This window comes from Tunturiibacter empetritectus (genome assembly GCF_013410875.1).
GTDB classification, from domain to species: Bacteria; Acidobacteriota; Terriglobia; order Terriglobales; family Acidobacteriaceae; genus Edaphobacter; species Edaphobacter empetritectus.
Map to the genome: position 1 here is coordinate 2,348,803 of NZ_JACCCU010000001.1, position 22,639 is coordinate 2,371,441.

At 58.6% G+C, this 22,639-nt stretch carries 15 protein-coding genes; 10 read left to right on the forward strand and 5 right to left on the reverse strand.

What is annotated here, in order from left to right; genetic code table 11:
- The first annotated feature begins 68 nt into the window (after positions 1-68).
- Positions 69-1,337, forward strand: a complete 1,269-nt coding sequence (locus HDF08_RS09985; protein ID WP_179638295.1) for a metallophosphoesterase family protein — start codon at positions 69-71, stop codon at positions 1,335-1,337.
- A 26-nt stretch (positions 1,338-1,363) separates the two neighbouring features.
- On the opposite strand, the gene HDF08_RS09990 is transcribed toward HDF08_RS09985, so the two are convergent.
- Positions 1,364-2,953, reverse strand: a complete 1,590-nt coding sequence (locus HDF08_RS09990; RefSeq protein ID WP_179638296.1) for a UbiD family decarboxylase — start codon at positions 2,951-2,953, stop codon at positions 1,364-1,366.
- A 355-nt stretch (positions 2,954-3,308) separates the two neighbouring features.
- Here HDF08_RS09990 and HDF08_RS09995 point away from each other — a divergent pair, with 355 nt between their 5' ends.
- A complete protein-coding gene (locus HDF08_RS09995; protein ID WP_179638297.1) occupies positions 3,309-4,031 on the forward strand; it encodes an energy transducer TonB in 723 nt (240 codons plus the stop codon).
- 113 nt (positions 4,032-4,144) lie between these two features.
- On the opposite strand, the gene HDF08_RS10000 is transcribed toward HDF08_RS09995, so the two are convergent.
- The 4 genes from HDF08_RS10000 to HDF08_RS10015 form a co-directional block, all read right to left on the reverse strand.
- Positions 4,145-5,167, reverse strand: a complete 1,023-nt coding sequence (locus HDF08_RS10000; RefSeq protein ID WP_179638298.1) for a VTT domain-containing protein — start codon at positions 5,165-5,167, stop codon at positions 4,145-4,147.
- Positions 5,168-5,326: 159 nt separating this feature from the next.
- A complete protein-coding gene (locus HDF08_RS10005; RefSeq protein WP_179638299.1) occupies positions 5,327-5,923 on the reverse strand; it encodes a Dps family protein in 597 nt (198 codons plus the stop codon).
- Between the two features lie 68 nt (positions 5,924-5,991).
- The gene (locus HDF08_RS10010; protein ID WP_179638300.1) at positions 5,992-7,311 is read right to left on the reverse strand and encodes an HlyD family secretion protein; all 1,320 of its coding nucleotides are present in this window, start codon (positions 7,309-7,311) and stop codon (positions 5,992-5,994) included.
- 2 nt (positions 7,312-7,313) lie between these two features.
- Complete coding sequence (locus HDF08_RS10015) at positions 7,314-8,837, reverse strand: TolC family protein (protein ID WP_179638301.1); 1,524 nt, start codon at positions 8,835-8,837, stop codon at positions 7,314-7,316.
- Between the two features lie 313 nt (positions 8,838-9,150).
- Here HDF08_RS10015 and HDF08_RS10020 point away from each other — a divergent pair, with 313 nt between their 5' ends.
- The 8 genes from HDF08_RS10020 to HDF08_RS10055 all read left to right on the forward strand — a co-directional run bounded on the left by HDF08_RS10020 (position 9,151) and on the right by HDF08_RS10055 (position 22,639).
- On the forward strand, positions 9,151-10,221 hold the full coding sequence (locus HDF08_RS10020; RefSeq protein WP_179638302.1) for a Gfo/Idh/MocA family oxidoreductase: 1,071 nt from the start codon (positions 9,151-9,153) through the stop codon (positions 10,219-10,221).
- 163 nt (positions 10,222-10,384) lie between these two features.
- Positions 10,385-11,623, forward strand: coding sequence for a bifunctional glutamate N-acetyltransferase/amino-acid acetyltransferase ArgJ (gene argJ, locus HDF08_RS10025; RefSeq protein WP_179638303.1), 1,239 nt, complete (start codon positions 10,385-10,387; stop codon positions 11,621-11,623).
- 247 nt (positions 11,624-11,870) lie between these two features.
- A complete protein-coding gene (gene aceE, locus HDF08_RS10030) occupies positions 11,871-14,546 on the forward strand; it encodes a pyruvate dehydrogenase (acetyl-transferring), homodimeric type (protein ID WP_179638304.1) in 2,676 nt (891 codons plus the stop codon).
- Between the two features lie 83 nt (positions 14,547-14,629).
- The gene (locus HDF08_RS10035) at positions 14,630-15,499 is read left to right on the forward strand and encodes a thiamine pyrophosphate-dependent enzyme (protein WP_179638305.1); all 870 of its coding nucleotides are present in this window, start codon (positions 14,630-14,632) and stop codon (positions 15,497-15,499) included.
- A gap of 454 nt (positions 15,500-15,953) precedes the next feature.
- Positions 15,954-17,690, forward strand: coding sequence for a capsule assembly Wzi family protein (locus HDF08_RS10040; RefSeq protein ID WP_373563152.1), 1,737 nt, complete (start codon positions 15,954-15,956; stop codon positions 17,688-17,690).
- A gap of 341 nt (positions 17,691-18,031) precedes the next feature.
- Positions 18,032-20,290: a GumC family protein gene (locus tag HDF08_RS10045; protein WP_179638306.1), complete on the forward strand. Its 2,259-nt coding sequence runs from the start codon at positions 18,032-18,034 to the stop codon at positions 20,288-20,290.
- On the forward strand, positions 20,287-21,345 hold the full coding sequence (locus HDF08_RS10050) for a polysaccharide biosynthesis/export family protein (protein ID WP_179638307.1): 1,059 nt from the start codon (positions 20,287-20,289) through the stop codon (positions 21,343-21,345). Before HDF08_RS10045 ends, HDF08_RS10050 begins: the two co-directional genes overlap by 4 nt.
- A gap of 73 nt (positions 21,346-21,418) precedes the next feature.
- Complete coding sequence (locus tag HDF08_RS10055) at positions 21,419-22,639, forward strand: glycosyltransferase family 4 protein (RefSeq protein ID WP_257030948.1); 1,221 nt, start codon at positions 21,419-21,421, stop codon at positions 22,637-22,639.

The following is a 22,639-nucleotide window of genomic DNA, read 5'->3' on the forward strand; positions in this document are numbered from 1 at the left end:
AGGTTTCACAATTCTTCGTCCCCAGGGCGCGTAATCTGGGTTGCACTCTCTGACCGCTGGAGGTCCCGATGCGAAAAAAAACACCTCGTCAGACGCTGCAGTACGCTATCAAAAGCTTCGATGCCAATGGCAAATCCCAGCAGCCGGGCGCTGCAAACGATCAGCCGATCTTTTCGCAGCCTAAACCTTCTCCCGATCCCGTTAGCTTCAAAGATCCAGTTACGGATCAGAAGTATCAAGGAATCGCCAAGGTTGAACCCGTGCCGCCACCTGCCGGTGGTGCGGTCGAACCGATCGTCACCTTGGAACAAGCGTATGGACTTGCGGGCGCTGGCGTCGTCAAGGCGATTCAACAGGCGAAGCAGATTGTGTTTCACTCGGTTGGCGACACCGGCAGCGTAACCGGGCCAGACACTCAGTCGCTGGTTGCCGACAAGATGGTCTCCGACTTCAGCGAAGCCAACCCGGCCGATGTTCCCTCGTTCTTCTTCCACCTGGGGGACGTGGTCTATTACTTTGGCGAGAGCACTTACTACTACGACCAGTTCTTCGAGCCCTATCGCGACTATCCCGCGCCCATCTTCGCGGTTGCGGGCAACCATGACGGTGTGGTCTATCCGAACGATCCTGCGCCCACGTTGGATGCGTTTCTGCGTAACTTCTGCTCGGCTACAGCGGCCCAGTCGCCGGACTCAGGGAATCTTCTTCGCACAACGATGATTCAGCCCGGCGTGTACTTCACGCTGGAGGCTCCGTTTGTGCGCATCCTCGGCCTGTATAGCAATGTGCTGGAGGATCCCGGCGTCATATCCGGCGAGAACGGACAGAACACCGTGCTGGATAATCGGCAGATTGCATTTCTAACGGCTGCACTAAAGCGGGTGAAGAGCGATAAATTTGCTGGCGCGGTAATCATCGCGGTGCATCATCCTCCGTTCACGGGAGGCGTAGAGCATGGTGGCAGCCCGCTGATGCTTGCGGATATTGACGCAGCCTGCACCGCGGCGGGAGTGTGGCCTCACGCGGTCTTCTCCGGCCATGCGCATAACTACCAGCGGTACACACGCACGGTCAACAAGCTCCAAATACCGTTCGTCGTCGCGGGTTGCGGAGGGCATAACCCGCTTTCAGCGATGCGGGGCACGTTTCGAACGCCATACAAGATCGACAACACGCTGACGCTGGAGAGCTACGATGCCACCGACTACGGATACCTTCGCGTGATCGTGAATGCGACGACGATGACGGTCGAATATCATCCGGAGAGCGACGGGAGCACCACCAAGACTCCGAACGATGTAGTGACGATTGCGCTTGCCACCCACACGGCAAACTGAATCTACCGGCGGCAGCGTTGTTCGGTTTACTCGATGCCCAGCTTCTTCCAGAGAGCATCAACTTTTGCCCTTACTTCTGCGTCCATGGTGAGCATGGGCGGCCAGGGGCGATCGAAGCCTTCGGCGGCCCACTTGCGCGTGGCGTCGATGCCCATCTTGCTGCCGAAGTTGGGCAGGCGGCTGGCGTGGTCGAGCGAGTCGACGGGGCCAAGGGTAAACTGGATGTCGCGCTCGGGGTCGATGTTATTGGCCGTGCGAAGGGTGACTTCAGCGAGGTCCTGGACGTCGCAGTCTTCGTCGACAACGATGATGCATTTGGTGAACATCGCCTGACCCATAGCCCAGATGCCGTTCATGATCTTGCGTGCGTGACCCGCATAGGATTTTTTGATCGAGACGATCATGAGGTTGTGGAAGACACCTTCGGCGGGAAGATTGACGTCGACGATCTCCGGCAGTGTCAGTTGCATAAGCGGAAGAAAGATGCGCTCGACAGCCTTGCCCATCCAGGCGTCTTCCATGGGTGGCTTGCCTACGAGGGTGGCTGCGTAGATGGGGTCTTTGCGGTGGGTGATGCAGGTGATATGGAAGACGGGGTACTCGTCCTGCATGGTGTAGAAGCCGGTGTGGTCGCCAAAGGGGCCTTCAGTGCGGAGTTCGCCCAGCTCAACGTAGCCCTCGAGGATGTACTCGGCGTTGGCTGGGACTTCAAGGTCTACGGTCTCGGCTTTGACTAATTCGAGCGGCTTCTGGCGGAGGAAGCCGGCGATGAGGTACTCCTCGACGTCGGGTGGGGCGGGCACGATGGCGCTGAAGGTGGTGGCAGGGTCAGTGCCGATGGCTACGGCCACATCCATGCGGTCTTCGCGGATACTGGTGACGGTGGTGGTGGTGAGGGTGTCGAGAGAGGATGCGGCAGCGGTACCGCCGGCGGTGATGGCCATCAGGTCGACACGGGCGGCGGAGTCGGGAGAGGCTTCGCGGAGGCGCTCGCGCATGTGTTCCGCGGCGACCTTCTGACGCTGCCAGTGCATGCCGGTGGTCTTGCCGTCGTAGACCTGCATGCGGTACATACCTACGTTGCGCTTGCCGGACTTCGGGTCGCGGGTGATGACGCAGGGCAGTGTGATGAAGGGCCCGCCATCCTGCGGCCACGTCTTGAGGATGGGGAGTTCGAGAAGATTGACCTCTTCGCCGCGATGGATGACTTGTTTGCAGGGGGCGTCTTTGGCGGAGACGACTTTAGGAAAGAAACTGCCTATCTCGGACAGCATTGGCAGAAGCTTGAGCTTGTCCATGAAGTTGGTTGGCATCTGCGGCTTGATAAGGGTGCGAATGCGGTCGGCGATAGCGTCGAGCGAGTCAGTCTCGAGCGCAAGCCTCATGCGGCGTTCGCTGCCGAACTGATTCATCAGGACGCGAGCACCAGGATAGCCTTCAACGTTTTCGAAGAGAAGCGCGGGGCCGCCTGCCTTTGCAGTGCCTCGACCTAGTTTGGCTGTGCGATCGGCGATCTCTGCCATCTCGAGATCCGGCGAGACCTCGATGGTGATGCGCTTCAGTTCTCCGGCCTTCTCAAGCTGCTTAATCCATTTGCGTAGATCGTTGTAGGCCAATTCCCTCTCCTGCTGATGCTTTAGTGCGACGGGGCGGATTGTTGTCCCCCTACCCCGTGAAGTGTGCAAATTATTCGAACGAAACGCCTTATGGGTGTACTTGTAGCTGACTAGCCTGTTGTGCTCTTTCAGTTTAGCTGGTAGCAGGGGGTGGTTGTGTCAAGTACCCTCCTTGAGTTTCAGAGGATGGATTGTCCTCGCCTCTTTTTGGAGGGTTTGAGGCACGAACGCATTCCAGGCTGTGTGCAGGTTAGCTCCCGCTGGGAACATACGCACACCTTGTAGGTGTCTAACAACGTACAGCCGTATTCCTCGCTGGATGCGCACCTTAGATCCGAAAGTTGGAGGTGCTTCCATGTTTGAGGACAGTCTGGTTGAGTCGCGTGTTGCTGAAGTGTCATCGAGCAAACGTTGGACGACCGTGGCGTCGATTGGCCTGCAATTTGCCATTGCCGGCCTTGTGATTGCTTTGCCCCTGCTGCATCCGGAGGCGCTGCCGTTTTCTATTGGAGCGCCTAAGATCCTCTTGCCGTTGTTGCCGAAGCCTCCTGCGCCTCCGTTGCGGGTGCAGCAGGTCACAGAGGCCGCTTCGAGTTTTGCGACAGCTACGCCGTCTCAACCGGCGATCATCTCAACGCTGCTACCGGGCAGAGAAGTTGCTGCGGCCGAAGAGCCTGCGCTTCTATCTCCGGACAACATGGGGATGCGCGGGTTGCCGATTGGGATTGTCACCGAAGAATGTGAGCCGCATCCTAGTGTGTCCATTGGGACGGGTGGAGCTCCGCATAAGACGATTAATGTCTCGACAGGGGTCTCGCAGGGATTGCTGATTGCGCCGATTCGTCCAGTGTATCCGGCGATTGCCAGAGCTGCTCATGTGGAAGGATCGGTGGTCGTAGAGGCGGTCATCTCGCGAGGTGGAACCATCGAGAGTCTGCACGTGCTCAGCGGGCCGATGATGCTGCAAAGCGCGGCGATGGATGCGATACGAGCGGCGCGATACCGGCCTTATCAGCTAAATGGGGAAGCTGTGGAGGTGCAGACAACGATTACCGTTAATTTTCGGATGGGTGGCTGAAGCAACAGAATGACTCGAGTCCCTGCCGAACGGGCCTCCTGTGCTCAGTCACTCATAAACGAAGACTGGTTTGCTGGGACCGATTCAGCGGTCACTTTCGTGACGGGTCCGACTTACATTGACGGGACGGCGGTTTTTGAGTCGACTGGAAGAATCTTCTCGACGACATCGGTGCTTGGCGCCTCGGTAACATAGTCAACCAGTGGAAAGCCTGCTTCCTTCCAGCCATCAAAACCGCCGCGGAGTGGACGGACGCGGTAGACACCCATCTTGTGCAGCTGCAAGGCGAGCTTGGCGCTGGTCTCTTCGCTGGGGCAGGTGCAGTAGAGGATCACATCGCGATCGCGGGGGATGATCTCGCTGTGAGCCTTGAGTTCGTTGGGGCCGATGCGGAGCGCTCCGGGCAGCACACGCGGATCGGGGAGATAGTCGAGGGGATGACGCAGATCGACGATGAAGGGTGGCGTATTGCCGCTGGCCTCGGCTGCGTCAAGCATCGCCTTCAGCTCGGTGGGCTCCAGGCGCAGCTCACGAACCTGCTGGAGGAACTTGCGCTGCTTCCAGATACGGTGAGCCAGGAAGCCCAGAACCATTAGAGCGAAGATTACGAAGGCGAAGTGGCCGAGCCAGTGAAAGAACGGAGCACTCTTCTTCGCGAGGTCGCCGAAGAACCGGCCAGCGAGGATGAAGGTCTCTCCCCAGATCAGCGAGCCGGCGAGATCCCACATGAGGAACTTCGAGTAGGGCATCCCGGTCTGACCGGCGATGGGAGCAGCGACAGTGCTGAGGCCGGGGACAAACTTGGCGAAGAGCAAGGTGACTGGGCCACGGCGGGTAAAGTAGCCTTCGGTCTTGCTGACGCAGGTGGAGGCTTCAAATGACAGGCGGCATAGGAGCTTCAGCACGCTGTTGCCGTAACGACGGCCGAGGGCAAACCAAATGGTGTCCGCAATGAGACAAGCGAACAGAACCGCAATCACGATATAGAGGTGGCTGACGGTGTGGGTTGCGCTGAGGGTTCCCGCGGTGAGCAGGACCGGGATGCTTGGAATCGGGATGCCGACCTGCTCCACCAATACCCAAAGGAAGACGATCAGGTAGGCGTAGTGGACGAAGAATGCGAGTGCGATCGGCATAGGAGTGTACGTACTAAAGATGATTGGAGGCCGCAGTTGGATGCGAACTCCTGCTCTTTAACATACACAGCCCGGACGCTTCGCGCGACCGGGCTGTCTGATGAGGCTAAGCCAGGATTCACAGACTTCCGGGCCAATCCTCGACTGTTGTTCGAGGATCTACTTTTCCAGGATCAACGGCATCTCGACCAGGTGCTGACCGATGAACCAGGACTGGAGTTCATTGGGGCGCAGAATGTCGCTGACGACCAGATCGTTTGTGCCCTGGTCGCCGGCCTTATCTGCCGCCTCGGAGGTGTCGAGGCAGCTCTGAATAATGATCTTGTGGGCTTCGAGGAGGCGAGAGATCTGTACCGGCACCTCTTCCCTGCCGCGTGGCGGCCGCTGGATGCGGGTGATCTCCGCAACGTCGCCACCCATGGCGATGGTGACTCCGCCCAGAAGCTGAATGCGCTCGGCAATGGTATCTACCATCTCGATCTGCTCGTCGAAATGCTTGTCGAAGAGGAGATGAAGCTGGTAGAAGGTGGGTCCGGAGACCTGCCAGTGGTGCTTCTTGTACATATCGCGCAATGCGATCGAATCGGCCAGAAGTTGATTGAGCTGGGCGACCACCTCGGCGCGAACCTTTGCGCTCAAAGGGTGAGGCATATCCTCGACCACAGAGCCGTACTTCTGGATCTCTTTCGCGTGTGCGTGCCAGTGCGGCGCTACATTCGCGGCGCTCACACTGGCCTTCTTGATTGCAACTGCCATCTTCCACCTCGTAAGAACATGCTTTCAGTTCTCAGATGCCACGAAGACCGCGGTGGTTTCCCTCTCGCTTATTTGACCTCTACATCCGGCGTAACCGACATGCCAGGGCGCAGCGCGTAGTCGCCGTTTTCCTGTTGCAGATTCGTGAAATCGACACGAACAGGTATTCGCTGGACGACCTTAACATAGTTTCCGGTCGCGTTTTCAGGCGGGAAGAGAGAGAGCCTGGAGCCGGTCGCTCCGCCGATCTGCGTCACCTTACCGTGGAATTTGCGTCCTCCGAGAGCGTCGACCTTGAGAGTCACCGACTGTCCGGGTTTCATCTTGGCGAGCTGCGTCTCCTTGAAGTTTGCCGTAACCCATAGATTGGTCAGCGGAATGATCGTCAGAACGTCCTGGCCGATGCTGAGGTTCGCGCCCACCTGCACGTTCTTTTTATTGACGATACCGGTGGTGGGAGCGGTGATGTGGGTATAGCCAAGGTTGAGCAGGGCCTGATCGACCTTGGCCTGCGCCTGTTTGACATCGGCGAGGGCGGAGTTAGCCTTGGCCTGCTGGACCCGCACCTGATCTGGGCCGGTTTTGATGGATTGCGCTGCCTGAAAACGCGACTGGGCAAGCTTTTGGATCGACTGGGTGACGGCGGCCTGCTGGCCAATGACCGTTGCTTCGGCCTCCAGCACAGAGGCCTGATTCGCGGCATCTGTAGCCACGGCGGCATCATACTGCTGCTTCGAGATGACGTCTTTTTCGACCAGCGGGGTATAGCGCTCGACGTCGAGATGCGATTTGACCGCGGTAGCTTTGGCTGCGACGACGCGAGCCTCTGCCGCCTGAGCCTGCTTGCGGGCCTGCTCGACCGCTGCAGAACTGCCAGTAACGTCGGAGCCGGTGGTGCTTACGCTGGTGTTCACATTGACACCGGTGATCGGCACATTGACAGTGGCCTGGAGCGCAGCGGCCTGCGAGCTGGCGAGGTTAGCCTGAGCCTGCTCGAGGGCTACCTGATAGTCACGCGGGTCGATCTCGGCGATAGGATCGCCTATTTTGATCTCTTGATTGTCTTCCACGTAGACCTTGATGACCTGGCCGGTGACGCGGGAGCTTACCTGATAGAGATCGCCATCAACCTGGGCATCGTCGGTGTCCTCGCTGAAGGTAGAGCGCCAGTAAAAGATTCCTGCTCCAATGACAAGGAGAATGATGACAGCGATGATGATGAACTTGCGGCCGGATTTCTTCTCCGGCGCGTCGTCCTCTTCCTGCTTGTGGGAATCCTTCTGCGAATCGTCCGGGGGCTGTTTGCCGCCGCCGTTCTGCTTGATCTGCACTGTGCCGCTGATCTGCGCGGTCTGGCCTTCCTGCTGCTGATCTGATTGGTCTGGCAAGTTTACTTTCCTCCGAGATAATCTTTGTAGTTGGACTGCGCTACGCCAAGGGCACGCGCCAAACCAAGCTTGGCGACGTTGTGCTGGTAGAGCGCGCTGATGTATTGGTCGTTGGCCTGCTCCGTCTGGGACTGCGCCTGCGAGACAGGGAGGTTGTCCGAAACCCCGGCGTGGAAGCGCTGCTGCGCTTCGCTGAGAGCCTCATTGGCAAGATCCACATTGGAGTGCGTAGACTCGACCAGCTTCGCCGCCGACTGAATATCGAGCAGACTGTCGCGCACATCCTGGTTGACCTGCTGGACCTGGTCGGAGAGCTTCGCGCGGGCCTGTTCGTACTGGGCGTCGGCGACCTGCTCCTGCCCCCTGGTCTTGGCGATCTGGAGGATGGGTGCGCTTACCTGGCCGGTTGCGGTAAAGGTGCCATGCGAGTGGCCGGGTGTGGTGCCGATGTCGCCGTAGTCGCCTGAAAAGCTGGCGACAGGAAGCTGATAGGCCCAGGCCGAGGTCTTTTCATCGCTCGCAGATTTCACCTGTTCGGCGTAAGCCTTTAGGTCTTTGCGGCCCTTGAGGGCTTGCTGAAATGCAACTTGCGGATCGACGTTGTCGAGTACCTGGAAGGGGACGAGGTCGGTCAGCCGGAAGACCTGCTCAAGGGGCAGCCCGATGGTTCGCGCCAGGGCCAGCTTGTCTTTTTCGAGGCTGTTCTTCGCCGAGATCAGTGTTTGCTCCTCGTTCTGGTAGTCGACCTGCGCGCGCAGCACGTCGAGCTTCGGGCTGGTGCCGGCGTCGTGTGCGGCTACGGCCTGATCCAGCGAGACTTTTGATGTAGCTAACTCCGCCGTGACCGCTTCGATGCGGGCCGAGTCTGCGATGCACAACAGGTAGGCGTTGCCCACGGTGAGGGCTACCAGGTCCCGTGCATCTTCTGCGGTGAGTCGTGCGCCCTGGAAGTTATGCTTCGCGGCGAGGTAGTTCTTGAGGGCTGAGACGTTGACCAGATTCTGGGTCAAGTAGGCGCGGAAATCGACCACCTGGAATGGCCCGATGATGGGCTGGACACCAGGGAACTTAATGCCGAAGGCCGCGAGGTTGACCTGCTCCACCTCGATGCTTGCCGAAGCGGTGACGGTGGGAAGCAGCGGCTGAAGCTCCTCGAGACGCTGACCGGCGGCATTCTTCACCGACGAGCTCTGCAGAATGAGGCCGAGGTTCTGACGCAGGCCGCGCTGGATCGCGTCATCGAGCGAGAGGTCGAGAACCCCCTCGGTCGCCTTGCCGGTGACCACGCTGCCCTTGAAGGAGTCTTGTGTCGGCTGGGCGCCGTTCTGGCCGGAGGCGGTGTACAGACTCTGCTGGGCGTTCGCCACGGCAGAGCTGTTGGTGGCTGTGCTGGGTCCACTGGCTGGGGTCTGCGCAGTCTGGGCGCCGGGCCCCTGGGCATAAGAGAAACCGCTCGCCAGAACGAGGCAGAACCCGAGATAACGAACTGACGCTTGAGGAGCGCCCGCTGTTTTGCTTTTGCTCATACGGTTAATCGTAACCTGCATCTTGTTAGATTCACGGACTAGTTTATGGCAAGACCGGTGGAACAGCGGGAGCTTGTTGGCTTTGTCACAAACTACTTGTATGAGTTACTGATGCGCTCGATTGTCAAAAATCTTCAAAAGATGCAATCGTTACACTCACATCACGGTTGTTTCAGGATTTCAGCTTGCGCAAAGAAATTTTTGTTGCTTTTTTGTTGAAGTTGGTAACAAAGAGCGGAGCTGTTGTGAATGGGTTTATAAACCGTTTCGCCGGATCAATACGGCGTTCGAGTGAGTCTGCGAGGAGCGGGGAATGGCTGAGATTGGGGTAGCGGTAGTCGGGTTTGGGCTGGCAGGGCAGGTGTTTCATGCCCCGTTTGTGAGTGCTGTTCCCGGGTTGAAGCTGGAGGCGATCGTCCAGCGTAAGGGCGACGAAGCCGGGAAGGCCTATCCGTCGACACGGATTCTGCGGTCGTTCGAGGATGCGTTGAGCGATCCTGCGGTACAGCTTGTGGTGGTGGGAACGCCGAATGAGACCCACTACGACCTGGCGAAGCAGGCTCTGCTGGCGGGAAAGCATGTGGTCGTCGACAAACCGTTTGCTGCGACCAGCGAAGAGACGCTGGAGTTGAAAGAGCTCGGGCTGAAGCAGCGGCGAGTGCTGGCTCCGTTTCATAACCGGCGCTGGGATGGCGATTTCTTGACGGTAAAGAAGATCCTGCAGAACGAGTCGGTGGGGCGGCTCGTGACCTTTGAGTCGCACTTCGACCGCTTCCGGCCGGTGCCTCGCGAGAATACGTGGAAGGAGGGAGCGAGCGGGTGCAATGGGCTGCTGTTCGACCTTGCGCCTCACCTTGTGGACCAGGTACTGACGCTGTTTGGCGTTCCCGAGGGGATCACGGCGAGCGTCCGGATGGATCGGGACTCTACCGATATTGAGGATGCGTTCGACATTACGCTGGAGTATCCGAAGCTGCGGGCGCACTGCCGGTCAAGCATGCTGGCCTGTGATGCTGCGCCAAGGTTTCTGCTGCACGGAACCAAGGGCAGCTTCAAGAAGTTCGGCCTCGATCCGCAGGAGCCGGCCCTGCTGGGTGGAGCGAAGCTACCGCGCATGGGCGAGGGCGAGTGGTTGGCTGATGCCGAAGAGCATTGGGGCAGTCTGACCGTCGCTCCCCATCCCAATGAACCCGGCACTTTGGCCCGAGCCAAGGTGAAGACCGAACTGGGGGACTACCGTTTCTACTACGCCAATGTGCGCGATGCGATCAACGGCACGGCTGAGCTGGCCGTGAAGCCGGAGGACGGCTACCGCACCATCAAGCTGCTGGAGATGGCGCGGCAGAGCTCGCTGGAAGGCCGGACGCTGCCTATAGCGTTTTGATAGGCAACTTCCCTAGTTTCAACTCGCTTATTTTGTTGCGCTTGCAAAAGCTTTCCCGCAAATGGCCGTGATTGGCTGCATCTCGAGCTCGCATCGTGGTGAAGCATATGGCGAGGTTTGGCAGCGATGAACATGCGGAACTGAGGATTGTAGAGTAAAGGGTATGCAAAGTGACGAGATGGTGAAGTCGCCGGGGTTGCCGCTGGGTTTCGTGTGGGGCGCGGTGAAGGCGGGAATCAAGGCAAGCGGCAACACTGATGTTGCGATTGCAGTCGCGTCTAAAGGCTCGAATGCTGCTGCGATGTTTACGAAGAACCAGGTGGTGGCGGCGCCGGTCACGGTAGGGCGGCGGCACATAGCTTCGACCGGCGGGCGCGTGGGCGTAGTGCTGGTTAATGCGGGGAATGCGAACTGTGCGACCGGGCAGCCGGGAGTCGACGCGTGTGTGCAGACGTGTGTCGCTGCGGCGGAGAGGTTTCGCTGCATCTTCGATGAGGTCTTCCCTTCTTCGACCGGGATTATCGGCGTGCCGTTTCCTGCGGAGAAGGTAGTAGAAGCCCTGCCTGACTTGGAGCAGGAGATGGGTGCGACGGCGGAGCATGCAGACTCGTTCGCACGCGCCATTATGACGACTGATACGAAGATGAAGGTGGCGCGAGCGTCGATCGATGTCGATGGCGTTGAGGTGCGGATCTTCGGCGTGGCGAAGGGTGCGGGGATGATTCATCCGCAGCTTGGTGCACCGGTGGGTCCGGCGCATGCGACGATGCTGGTTTACTTGTTTACCGATATTGCCGCGGAGAGTGAACAGTTGCGCGGGGTGCTCGAGCCTGCCGTAGAGCGAAGCTTTAATTCGATCTCGATTGATGGCGATACTTCGACCAACGATACGGTGCTGCTGCTGGCCAGCGGCGTTAGTGGCGTGAAGCTCGATGCCCGCACGCAGGAGCCGTTTGCGAATGCTCTGAAGCTGGTGTGCGGGTCGCTGGCGTACCAGATTGTGGATGATGGCGAGGGCGTAGGTCATGTCGTCACGCTGCACATCACCGGCGCCAGGACCGAGGCTGAGGCGAAGCAGGTGGCGAAGGCGATTGCTCACTCGCCGCTGTGCAAGACGGCGTGGTCGAGCGCCGATCCGAACTGGGGACGGCTGTTGGCTGCGGCTGGATACAGTGGCGTGGTGTTTGATCCAGCGCTGGTGAATATCACGATTGGGAGCCAGCCGGTGTTTGAGCTTGGGGTGCGGTCGGCTGCGTTCCAGGAGTCGGCGGCGCATGCGGAGATGGAGGCCCGGGACTATACGATCACGATGGATTTGGGACTGGGTGAGGCGGAGTGCCGGTTTCTGACTTGTGACCTTACCGAAGAGTATGTGCGGATTAATGCGGATTACTCGTCTTAGAGGCGGGGTCCTACCGGACGGGCCCACTGCGCGTGGGGCGGTCACTTCGTGACGTGTATACCCCTTCGGTTGGCGCTCCCGTTGGTCTCGAGGGAAGATGATTCCGACCAACGGGAGGACCGCGCGAAGCTTTAAAGAGGCGTGCAAACGCCCGCGCTCCGCGCAGGAGGCCCGTCCGGCAGGACCTTTGTTTTACGTTTTCACGTAAGCCTTATATCGTTATAAGCGTGGGAGCATAAGAAGACCTATGACAACGAAACTGGAAGAAGCCGCCAAGCAGGACTTTATCGCAGAGATCTCGGAGTGGATCGAGGCGTTTGACGACGTCGTTGCCGCAGACTGGGAGCAGGGGTCGGAACTCCTTGAGGCGTTGCGCAAGCGCGCCCACGAAGCCGGAGTCCCAACGCCAAGCGAGCTGACGACTCCCTATCGCAACACGATTCCCAAACATGACGAGATTGCGTATCCAGGCGACAGAGCGCTGGAACGCCGAGTCGAAAGCCTGATTCGCTGGAATGCGATGGCAATGGTTCACGGTCAGAACAAGAAAGACGCCGGGATCGGCGGCCATATCTCGACCTACTCCTCACTGGCAACGCTGCTGGAGGTTGGCTTCAATCATTTCTTCCATGCGAAGTACACGGTGGATGGGCACCAGCAACCGGGGGACTTTGTCTACTTTCAGGGACATGCTTCGCCGGGGGTCTATGCGCGGGCTTATCTTGAGGGGCGGTTGGATGACGACAGGCTGAAGAACTTTCGCCATGAACTGAGAGAGACGCCGGGGCTGAGCTCGTATCCGCATCCTTGGCTGATGCCGAACTTCTGGAACTTCCCTACAGTGTCGATGGGCATCGGACCGCTGAATGCGATCTATCAGGCGCGGTTTATGCGGTACCTGGAGAATCGCAAGCTGATTGAGCCGACTGAACGCAAGGTGTGGGCTTTTGTGGGCGACGGTGAGACGGACGAGGTGGATAGCCTTGGCGCGATCTCGGTGGCGGCGCGCGAGAAGCTGGATAATCTGATCTTCGTCGTCAACTGCAACTTACAAAGGCTCGACGGCCCGGTGCGCGGGAACAAGCGGATCATCGATGAACTGGAGGGCGTCTTCCGCGGAGCAGGATGGAACGTCATCAAGGTGATCTGGGGTTCAGACTGGGATGCGTTGTTTGAGCGCGACCACACCGGCCTGCTGCTGCGACGGATGGAAGAGTGCGTCGACGGCGAGTACCAGACTTTCAAGGCGAAGGGCGGGGCTTTCCTACGGGAGAACTTCTTCGGGAAGTATCCAGAGCTGCTGGAGCTGGTGAAGGATATGACCGACGAGCAGCTTGGGTTGCTGCATCGCGGCGGCCACGACCGGACGAAGATCTACAACGCGTACAAACGAGCGGTCGAACACAAAGGCGGTCCGACGGTCATTCTTGCGAAGACCGTCAAGGGGCATGGATTGGGGTCGGCGCAGTCGCGCAACGCGACCCACTCGGAGAAGAGGCTGGCCGATGATGGGTTGGCGGCGTTTGTGAAGCGGTTTGAGATTCCGATTCCGGAGGAGGCGGCGAAGTCGGGTACCCCGTACCGTCCGGCGCAGGATTCTCCTGAGATTGTTTACATGCAGGAGCGGCGCAAGGAACTCGGCGGATATCTGCCGACACGCGAAGTTCCGAAGATCGACTTCAAGGCTCCTGGGCTTGAGTACTTCGGCGAGTGGACTGCCGGTTCAAACAAGCGCGCGGTGTCGACGACGATGGGGTTCGTAAGCATCCTGCGGCACCTGATGAAGGACCCGGCAATTGGAAAGCTGATTGTCCCGATTGTGCCGGATGAGGGCCGCACATTCGGGCTGGAGTCCGCAATTCGGCAGGTTGGAATCTATGCTCCTGAGGGCCAGAAGTACAGCCCGCACGATGCGGATATGCTGCTCTACTACCGCGAAGACAAAGACGGGCAGATTCTCGAAGAGGGGATTACCGAAGCGGGGTCGATGGCCTCGTTTACCGCGGCGGGCACGGCGTATGTGAACTACAAGGTGCCGGCGATTCCCTTCTACATGTACTACTCAATGTTTGGATTTCAGCGCATCGGGGATATGGTGTGGGCGTTTGCGGACTCTCGCGGCAAGGGCTTCCTGATGGGCGGTACGGCTGGCCGCACCACGATGCTCGGCGAAGGGCTACAGCACCAGGATGGACACAGCATCGTTCTGTCCAGCACTGTTCCGACCTGCATTACCTATGATCCGGCGTTCGTGTACGAGCTGGCCGTAGTGATTCAGGATGGCATTCGCCGGATGTATCAGAAGGGCGAAGATTGCTTCTACTACATCACGATGTACAACGAGGACTACGCGATGCCTGCAATGCCGGAGGGTTCGGCAGAGGGGATTTTGCGCGGGATGTACAAGCTGAAGCCGGCAAGCGGCGAGGCCACTGTTCAGTTGTTCGGCAGCGGGCCGATTCTGAATGAGGTGCTCCGAGCGCAGGAGATTCTGGCTTCGAAGTACAACGTGCATGCCGATGTGTGGAGCGTGACCAGCTACACGGAGCTTCGGCGCGATGCACTGGCGGTGGAGCGGTGGAACAGGCTGCATCCGGCGGAGAAAGAGAAGGTGCCATATGTGTTGCAGGCGCTTGGCAACTCGGCTGGACCGATCATTGCAACCAGCGACTATATGAAGTCGGTGCCGGATCTGCTTTCGCCATGGCTGCCTTCTCGCCTGGTAACGCTGGGAACGGATGGCTTCGGACGGAGCGACAACCGCGAGCATCTGCGGAGGCACTTTGAAGTGAGTGCCGAGGCAGTCGTTGGGGCTACGCTCTCCAAGCTGGCTCGCGATGGGAAGTTCAAACCGAAGGCTGCGCAGAAGGCGTTGGTTGAGCTTGGGCTGGATGTGGATGCGGCCGATCCGGCGCGTGCCTAACGGATTTTTGAAGGGTTTGATGGCGATGAGGGTTCCTTGTGGAACCCTCTCGTTTTGTAACTTGAAGTGTTACGGAGGGTTGGTTGAGCGACGCGGGGCTGTACGAGAATCCACTGGTGCCGAATAAGAAGCTGCTGCAGATGTACAGCGTGATGGCCGACGCGAGAGCTCTCAACGAGCACATCGCCGGATTGCAGAAAAGCGTGAAGGCGCGACGAAGATTGGCTTCTACACGCGGGGAGGAGGCCTGCCGAGTGGGAACTGCGCTCGAGCTGCTGCCGGGCGATCTGGTGAGCGACTCACAACCGGGCGTGGTGATGGATCTGATCTCGGGCGCGCAGTCGAAGACGCAGATCGATTCCCTGTTAGGGCGGGTTGCAGAGTTTCATGAGGGCAAGATCGATGAAGCGAAGCTGGCCCGGGAGGGTGCGTTGGCGCGGGTTCTGCCCTGGGTGGAGAATGCTAGCGACCGGCTGCGCATGGCAATGGGTGCAGCGCTCTCGTTCAAGGCGCTGAAGCGTGGAAGCGTGGTGGTCGCATATGCTGGCCACTCGGAGCTGAGCAAGAGGGAGTGGCGGGAGATTATCGAGACCGCTGCGAAGCTTGAGTTGCCGATGATCTTTGTCGTCTTACCACCCACTGGCAAAGGCAACGATGGCGTGAATCGGCTGAGTGCGAAGGTTCGCGGATGGGGGATGCCCGGAATGCCGGTGGACGCGAACGATGCGGTGGCCCTGTATCGCGTGACCCAGGAGTCCTTGGGGCGAATCCGGGGCGGCGGGGGTCCGGTTCTGATTGAATGCAAAGGATATCGGCTTCAGGGCACGCGGAACGACTCGGCCCACGATCCGCTGGTGCAAATGCAGGGGTTTTTGCTGGGTCGCAAAGTCTGCACGAGGGCGTGGCTGAAGAGGGCCGGGGAGCGGCTCAGCCAAGCGTATTTCATGCACTGAACGGCATCTCCCTCTAACTGAACTCGCAACAACGATCTACGGCTGGGTTATCGCAAATTCCAAATGAATTAGGGTAAGCCAAATAGGGTAAGCCAGAGATATTGTTGCCGTATTTCATGCACTGAACAAGGACTTCCCCCCGTCATCAGTTGGTAACTTCGGACGAACCGCTGTCGGCAGTTACACTGGTATCGGCGTTTCAAAGACCCAGATTGAGGTGTGAGTGCGGACCAGAGTTTCTCTTTGTTTTGCTGCACTGAGTTTATGTGCCGCATCAACAGCGATCGCGCAGACGCCAGCGCTCCCTCCCGCTCCGCCACCGCCAGCCTCTGACTCAGCCCCGGCGCCTGCTCTAAACGGAACAACGAACGGAGTTCCGCCTTACGCAGTGCAGCAACAGCCGCCAGCGTCCTCAACAACTCCTGCAAATCCCACATCCCCTGCAGCTCCTCCTGTGTCCAACCCTTCGCTGGCTCCTCCGACGCCGACAGGCCAGCCGGTCGTTCCTCCGGAGCAGACGAGCCGGGAGAGACCGTTTATCGGTTATCCCGGCTATGCTCCTGATGATCTGAAGCCACCGCCGGATCGCCTTGGATCGACATATATTCCGGACGATAGCTGGGTGTATCCGGCGATCACACGGCTCTACTCGATGGGCTTCGTCAACACGATGTTTCTCGGAATGCGCCCCTACACGCGTCGCAGCATTCTGCACATGCTGCAGGACTCGCAGGGCGACATCGTCAACAGCGGAAACGAAGAGGCACAATCGATCCTCGCAAAGCTGGAGAACGAGATAAGCGAGGAGGATCCTGACGGCGGGCTGATTGAGCGCGGGGTTGTGTACGGGCTGGACTCCTCCTATACGCGCCTGCTGGGAATCAGCGGACCGATTCTGCGGGACAGCTACCATCTTGGCCAGACATTCAATAACGACTACGGACGCCCCTACCAGAGCGGCTTCAACAGCGTCGTGGGTGCCTCGGGACTCGGAGAGTGGGGGCCGTTTTCGCTCTATATTCGCGGTGAGTATCAACATGCCCCTTCGGCTGACGGGTACTCTCTCGATCTGGCGCAGCTTTTGTCTACGGTCGACCTTATCATTCCTTATCCGGGGCCTCAGGCCACGATCCCCCTGGGACCTCTTTCTGCGCAGAACCCGTTTCGGCTGGTTGAGGCGTACGCCTCGGTTCACGTGCTGGGCCATGAGATCTCCGGCGGCAAGAGCGATGCATGGCTGGGACCAGCGGCAGGCAGTTCGATGGCATGGTCCAACAATGCGGAGAATATCTACTCGTTTCGCATCAACCGAGTTGAACCCCTGTATATTCCGTTCGTGTCAAAGCTACTGGGGCCGCTTCGTTATGACTTCTTCTACGGCGACCTGAAGGGGCATAACGTTCCGCGTGACCCCTGGGTGCACGCAGAGATGTTCTCTTTCCGGCCGACAGAAAACTTCGAGTTTGGATTTGAGCGAACAATCATCTTCGGTGGTAAAGGTCACTCGCCGGTAACACTGCACACCTTTCTGCGCGGCTTCTTCGATCCGAATGATACGTCCGCGTCTGAAAAAGCAGGCCGTAACGATCCCGGAGCGCGGTACAGCGACTTCAGCGCCTCGTACCGGCTTCCCCTCCTTCGCAAATATGTAACCTTCGTGGTGGACTCTATCTCGCACGACGATGTAACGCCAATCAGCGCGCCTCGCCGTGCGTCGTATAGAACTGGGCTATATCTGTCACAGATTCCAGGAGTCAAAGGCCTCGATCTTCGAGTGGAGGCGGTATCTACGGACCCGGGCGTCTCGGTGGCTCACTCAGGACAGCTCGCTTATTGGGAGACCGTCCAGAAGCAGGGCTATACGAATAACGGATTCATTATGGGGGACTGGATCGGTCGCGAGGCCAAGGGCGGCCAGGCGTGGCTGACCTATCATCTTTCGGGTAACGAGTGGATTCAGCTGGAGTATCTGAACAAGAAGACGCCTGCGAACTTCATCCCCGGCGGCACAACGCAAAACCAGTTCATGGCGAGCGTTGTGAAGCGACTGGGAAAAGACGTCGAGCTAAACGCCTGGGTTCAGTACGAGGGCTGGAAGGCTCCGGTTTACAAGTCGGGACTGCAGAAGGATACTTCGACGGCGGTACAGCTGACCTGGTATCCGAAGTTACGGAATGGGTCTTTTCACTAGCCGGCTGCCTGCTATCACGACCCGGCTCTCGCGAAGCGACTCACGCTTTCGAGAGCAAAGCCTCCCACGGAGGAGACTCAGGAAAGCGGCGGCTCCTGTGGCGAAAATCTTTCGGTTCGGTCACGCCTTTCCATGGGATGGAAGACCCGCTCGTAAAAGATTTGCAGTATCAGTTTCTATCGATTGCTCAACATTTGATTAGGTCATAGCTCCTGGTCGAGAATATGCGGGATCGGATTGTAACCGGCCATTACAGGATCAGGTAACACTTTTGGACCATTAGGAGCCTGATGCTCATCTAATACTGCTTCCATCGGGGCCGCTCGGGTAGACTAGAGGGAATGGGTTCTAAAAATACGCAGCCGCCGCATGTAGGTGTTCCGGAGACGAACCAGGCAGGGTTCAGTACGACGGTTACAGATACTACGCTTTCAGAAGCTCTGATTGTGCTGCGGAAACGCAAGCTGGTCCTGATTATTGCTGTCCTGCTGGGCCTGGCATACGGGATTTACAAGGCTGAGTCGCAGCCTAAGCTCTATGAGGCCTACGGACGGATTCAGGTGCGTTCGGGCTCGTCGAACGAATACCGGGTCAGTGCGGCCACGACCTACGGCGGCGATCCCGGCACAAAGCTTTTGAGCGAGATTGAGATTATCAAGAGCGATTCGCTGATGCTGAGCGTGTGCCGCGAGATGGACCTGGCCAACAACGCTGACTTTCTGGAGCAGAAAAGCCGCCCGGAGCCGCGAGCGACTCTGGAGGATGGCGAAACCAGGCAGGATACGGTTCATCGCCTTCAGAGCAATCTTCACATCACGATCGTCGCAAAGACCGACATTATCCGCATCAGCTACAGCAGCCTGAACGCGAAGCTGTCAGCAGACATCGTCAACAAGGTCATCTCGGACTACGTTCAGCGAAGCTATCAGGTCCGATACGAATCATCGCAGCGCGCCTCTGTCTGGCTCTCAGGCACGCTCGAAGGCCTGAAGCAGGAGGTAGAGGCGTCGCAGGAACAGATGATGGACATGCAGCGCCGCCTTGGCATCCTTGGATTTGACCCAAACCACAATCAGATCAGCGCATCGATCGATGACCTAGCCAAAGCGGCCGGCGGGGCGAAGCTGGCCCGCATCATCGCCGAAGCACGCTACCGCGTCGTAAGCGGAATGGACCCGAATACGATGGAAGGTACCATCGAGCTGACTCCCGGAACGGCGCCTGGAGAACTTACGCAACTGCGCTCTCAGCTGGCGGCGACGAAAGCGAACTACGCCACGATGGAGTCTTCGCTGGGCCCCAATCATCCCCAGTCGAAAGCGCTAAAGGCTACAATCGATGAGTACACCAAAGAGATCGATGCAGAGCAAAACCGTCTAATCGTTCAGGCGAAGCAGTTTTATGTGGTCGCAAAGGCGAATGAAGACCAAACGACCGCAGCGCTTGAGACTGAGAAGACCGACGCTTACAAGCTGCGGGATCAACTGGTGGAGTACACCCTGCGGCAACGGGAGTATGAAGCCAACCGAACCCTGTATGACAGCCTGAAATCCCGGTTGCGAACGGCCAGCGTTCAGTCGGGGCTTGAGTCTCTGGATGTCGATGTGGTGGACCAGGCGCTGCCTCCGGCGGAGCCCGTGCTACGACCTCAATCGACGGTGATCATAACGGCTCTGGTCTTTGCCCTTCTGGCGGGAATTGTGGTGGCCTTCCTGATGGAGAGCCTGGATACCGGACTGCGCAGCATTGCGGAGATCGAAAGCATTACGGAGTTGCCGTCGCTGGCGATCATTCCGCGAGCGCGCAGGTCATCGGTCGATCAGGCCGCGACGTTGAGCACAGCGCAACGCAACGTCGGAATCCTGACCCAGCCGAAGTCGCAGTTTGCGGAGGCGTTCCGCTCCTTGCGTACGTCTCTGCTGCTTTCTAGTACCGGACAGCCGCCGAAGTTCATTGTGCTGACCAGCGCAACGCCGTCGGAAGGAAAGACGACTGCTGCGAGCAATCTCGCTGCGATTCTGGCGCAACGGGATACGCGGGTTCTGCTGATCGATGGAGACCTTCGACGACCCAATATTCATCATCGGTTCGGCTTGAACGGAAAGATCGGTCTGACTACGGTGCTAACCGGAGCGACCAAGCTGGAGGAGACGGTACAGAGGGTGCCTGAGGTTCCAAATCTGGACATTCTACCGAGTGGGCCGGTTCCACCATTTCCTACCGAAATGTTGAGTTCGGGAGCGATGGAGACCATCCTCAAACGCTGTGGAGAGCTATACGACTACATCGTGATCGATTCGCCTCCGATCCTGTCGGTGACCGACGGCGTGATTCTGGCGCGGCAGGCGGATGCGGTAGTGCTGGTCGTGCGGCATGGGAAGTCGAGCAAGCATGTGGTGCGCCGGGCCAGGGATCTGCTGCTCCGCTCGGGCGCGGCCATCACCGGAATTGTGCTGAATGCAGTTGACCTGAACTCGCCGGAGTACTACGGCTACTACGGCTACTCGGGCTATTCCTACTCCAGTGTGGACTCCGACAGTTGGGAGTCGCAGACGGCTGCCGAAGGGGATCACACCAACGCCGGGGAGACGAAGCGATGAGACAGAAGCGGGAAGGTCTCCGGACAGAAGCCGAGAAACACGTAAATCGAATTGACCGTCGAAAGATCTGGCTTACTTCAACAGTTTTTCTTCTGATGGCACTCTGCGGCCGCTTCGCAGAGGCGCAGTTCAGCGGACCTGGGCTCGGGATCACCACCGAGATCAATCCCCCCATTACGATCACCACCGATCCTGCAATTCTGTTCCCAGCAGGCCGTGACCCCTATCTCGGGATTGGCGACGTGCTCTCCATTCGTGTATTCGAAAACCAGGACTATGCCCCGACCGCACGGATCGGTCTTGACGGCACCGTTCAGCTGCCCCTGATTGGAAATGTGTTGCTGAACGACCTTACCATTCATCAGGCTCAGGATCTGATCGCGCAGAAGCTGATGGCGGCTGGCATGTTTCGCGATCCACAGGTGTCGATTCTGATTACGGAGTCTCCTAATCAGGTCGTTACACTCATGGGCGAAGTACACGGAATCGTGCCGGTGGTTGGCCAGCGCCGCCTGTTTGATGTACTGGCAGGTGGTGGCGGAACTGGCGGAGGAGGAAGCGGAGGAGGACTGCCACCGACCGCAAGCCACATCATCACGATCAATCGTTACGGCGCAGCCGAGCCGATCGTCATTGACCTTGGCACCGATCCCTCGAAGAGCGCGCTGATCAACATCCCAGTCTTTCCGCGCGACACGATTATCGTTCCACGGGTTGGCGTGGTCTATCTGCTGGGCGCCTTCAAGACCCAGGGTGCGATCCCGCTACCGCCAAACTCTCCTCTGACGCTGATGAAGGTGGCAGCCCTTGCAGGCGGCCCAGGCTTCGAAGGCAAATTCAACGACCTCAGAATTATTCGTACGACAGGCACCACCCGACAGGTGGTTCGCGTCAATATCGCCAAGGTGATCAACGGTAAGATTCCAGACCCTGTTCTGCAGGCCGAAGACATCGTATTCCTGCCGACCGATTCCATGAAGGCAGTCCTCAAGAACGGCGGTATCTCTACTCTGTTAGCGATTGTTTCGGTTTTGATTTTTGCCATTCAACAGTAGTCACGGACGCATCGACCGGGCTTCGCCTGAGAACCTAAAAGATATGGTTTTACCGTCGAACGTTGGCAAAGACTTGAAGAAGAGAGTAAGGCTGGCCTATCTGGTGAGCCATCCTATCCAGTACCAGGCTCCACTGTTGCGCCGCATCGCGCAGGAGCCAGACATTGACCTGACTGTCTTCTTCGGCTCGGATTTTTCTGTCCGCAGCTATCAGGACGAAGGCTTCGGTGTGGACGTGAAGTGGGACGTGCCGCTGCTCGACGGATACCGCCACAAATTTCTGCCCGTGATCCGCGACGATGGAACGCAGACGGTGACGACCCCGCTGAACTACGGTATCTACAGCGAACTTCGCGGTCGCAATGGAGAACCTGGCTACGATCTGCTGTGGACCCACGGCTACAACATGGTGAATGCGCTGCACGGAATGGTGGCTGCGAAGGCGTTGGGAATTCCCGTGCTGGTGCGCGCCGACATGTGGCTGCGAGACCGTCCACGAAGCGGCCCGAAGCTTCTTTTCAAGAGCCTCTTCTTTCAGTTTCTGAAACACATGGTGGATGGAGTTCTACCTGCCGGCACGTTGAATACCGAGTACTGGCAGCACTATCTGGGCGACGACGTGCCGCGTTTTCTGATGCCATATGCCGTGGACAATAATTACTTCCAGCGACGATGCCAGGAAGCAGCTGCGACCCGCGAGGCCTTCCGAAGAGAGCTTGGCCTGGATGCCGGCAGACCAGTCATCCTGTTCGCCTCCAAACTACAGCAGCGCAAACACTGCTCCGATCTGGTCGACGCCTATGTGAGGCTGATCAACCGCGAGAGCGACCAGCCACGCCCGTACCTGCTGATCGTCGGCGACGGCGAGGAGCGAGCCGCGCTCGAAGAACAGGCCAGATCGCGCGGGCTGGCTGACGTTCGATTCTGTGGATTTCGCAATCAATCGGAGCTGCCGAGGTTCTTCGATCTCGCAACCGTATTTGTGCTGCCCGCCCGCCATGAGCCGTGGGGATTGGTGGTGAATGAGGTGATGAACGCTGGACGTGCGGTCATTCTGTCCGACGATATCGGCTGTCAGCCCGATCTGGTAACGAATGGAGTGGAAGGGTATGTCTTCCCCGTGCGCAATGTGAATGCGCTCGCCGAGGCGCTGCAACGCGTGTTGGCGACACCGGAGACCGCGACGCAGATGGGTCAGCGCGCCCTCGACAGAATCAATGCCTGGAGCTTTGAAGAGGACATTCAGGCGCTGCGCCAGGCCATCGCGCAACTGACGCGAAAGATCATCGCCTAG

What these genes read in the sequence shown, in the direction of transcription:
- HDF08_RS09985 (WP_179638295.1), top strand. Translation starts at nt 69, where the DNA reads ATGCGAAAAAAAACACCTCGTCAGACGCTGCAGTACGCTATCAAAAGC.
- HDF08_RS09995 (WP_179638297.1), top strand. Translation starts at nt 3,309, where the DNA reads ATGTTTGAGGACAGTCTGGTTGAGTCGCGTGTTGCTGAAGTGTCATCG.
- HDF08_RS10000 (WP_179638298.1), bottom strand. Translation starts at nt 5,167, where the DNA reads ATGCCGATCGCACTCGCATTCTTCGTCCACTACGCCTACCTGATCGTC.
- HDF08_RS10005 (WP_179638299.1), bottom strand. Translation starts at nt 5,923, where the DNA reads ATGGCAGTTGCAATCAAGAAGGCCAGTGTGAGCGCCGCGAATGTAGCG.
- HDF08_RS10015 (WP_179638301.1), bottom strand. Translation starts at nt 8,837, where the DNA reads ATGAGCAAAAGCAAAACAGCGGGCGCTCCTCAAGCGTCAGTTCGTTAT.
- HDF08_RS10020 (WP_179638302.1), top strand. Translation starts at nt 9,151, where the DNA reads ATGGCTGAGATTGGGGTAGCGGTAGTCGGGTTTGGGCTGGCAGGGCAG.
- argJ (WP_179638303.1), top strand. Translation starts at nt 10,385, where the DNA reads ATGCAAAGTGACGAGATGGTGAAGTCGCCGGGGTTGCCGCTGGGTTTC.
- aceE (WP_179638304.1), top strand. Translation starts at nt 11,871, where the DNA reads ATGACAACGAAACTGGAAGAAGCCGCCAAGCAGGACTTTATCGCAGAG.
- HDF08_RS10045 (WP_179638306.1), top strand. Translation starts at nt 18,032, where the DNA reads ATGGGTTCTAAAAATACGCAGCCGCCGCATGTAGGTGTTCCGGAGACG.
- HDF08_RS10050 (WP_179638307.1), top strand. Translation starts at nt 20,287, where the DNA reads ATGAGACAGAAGCGGGAAGGTCTCCGGACAGAAGCCGAGAAACACGTA.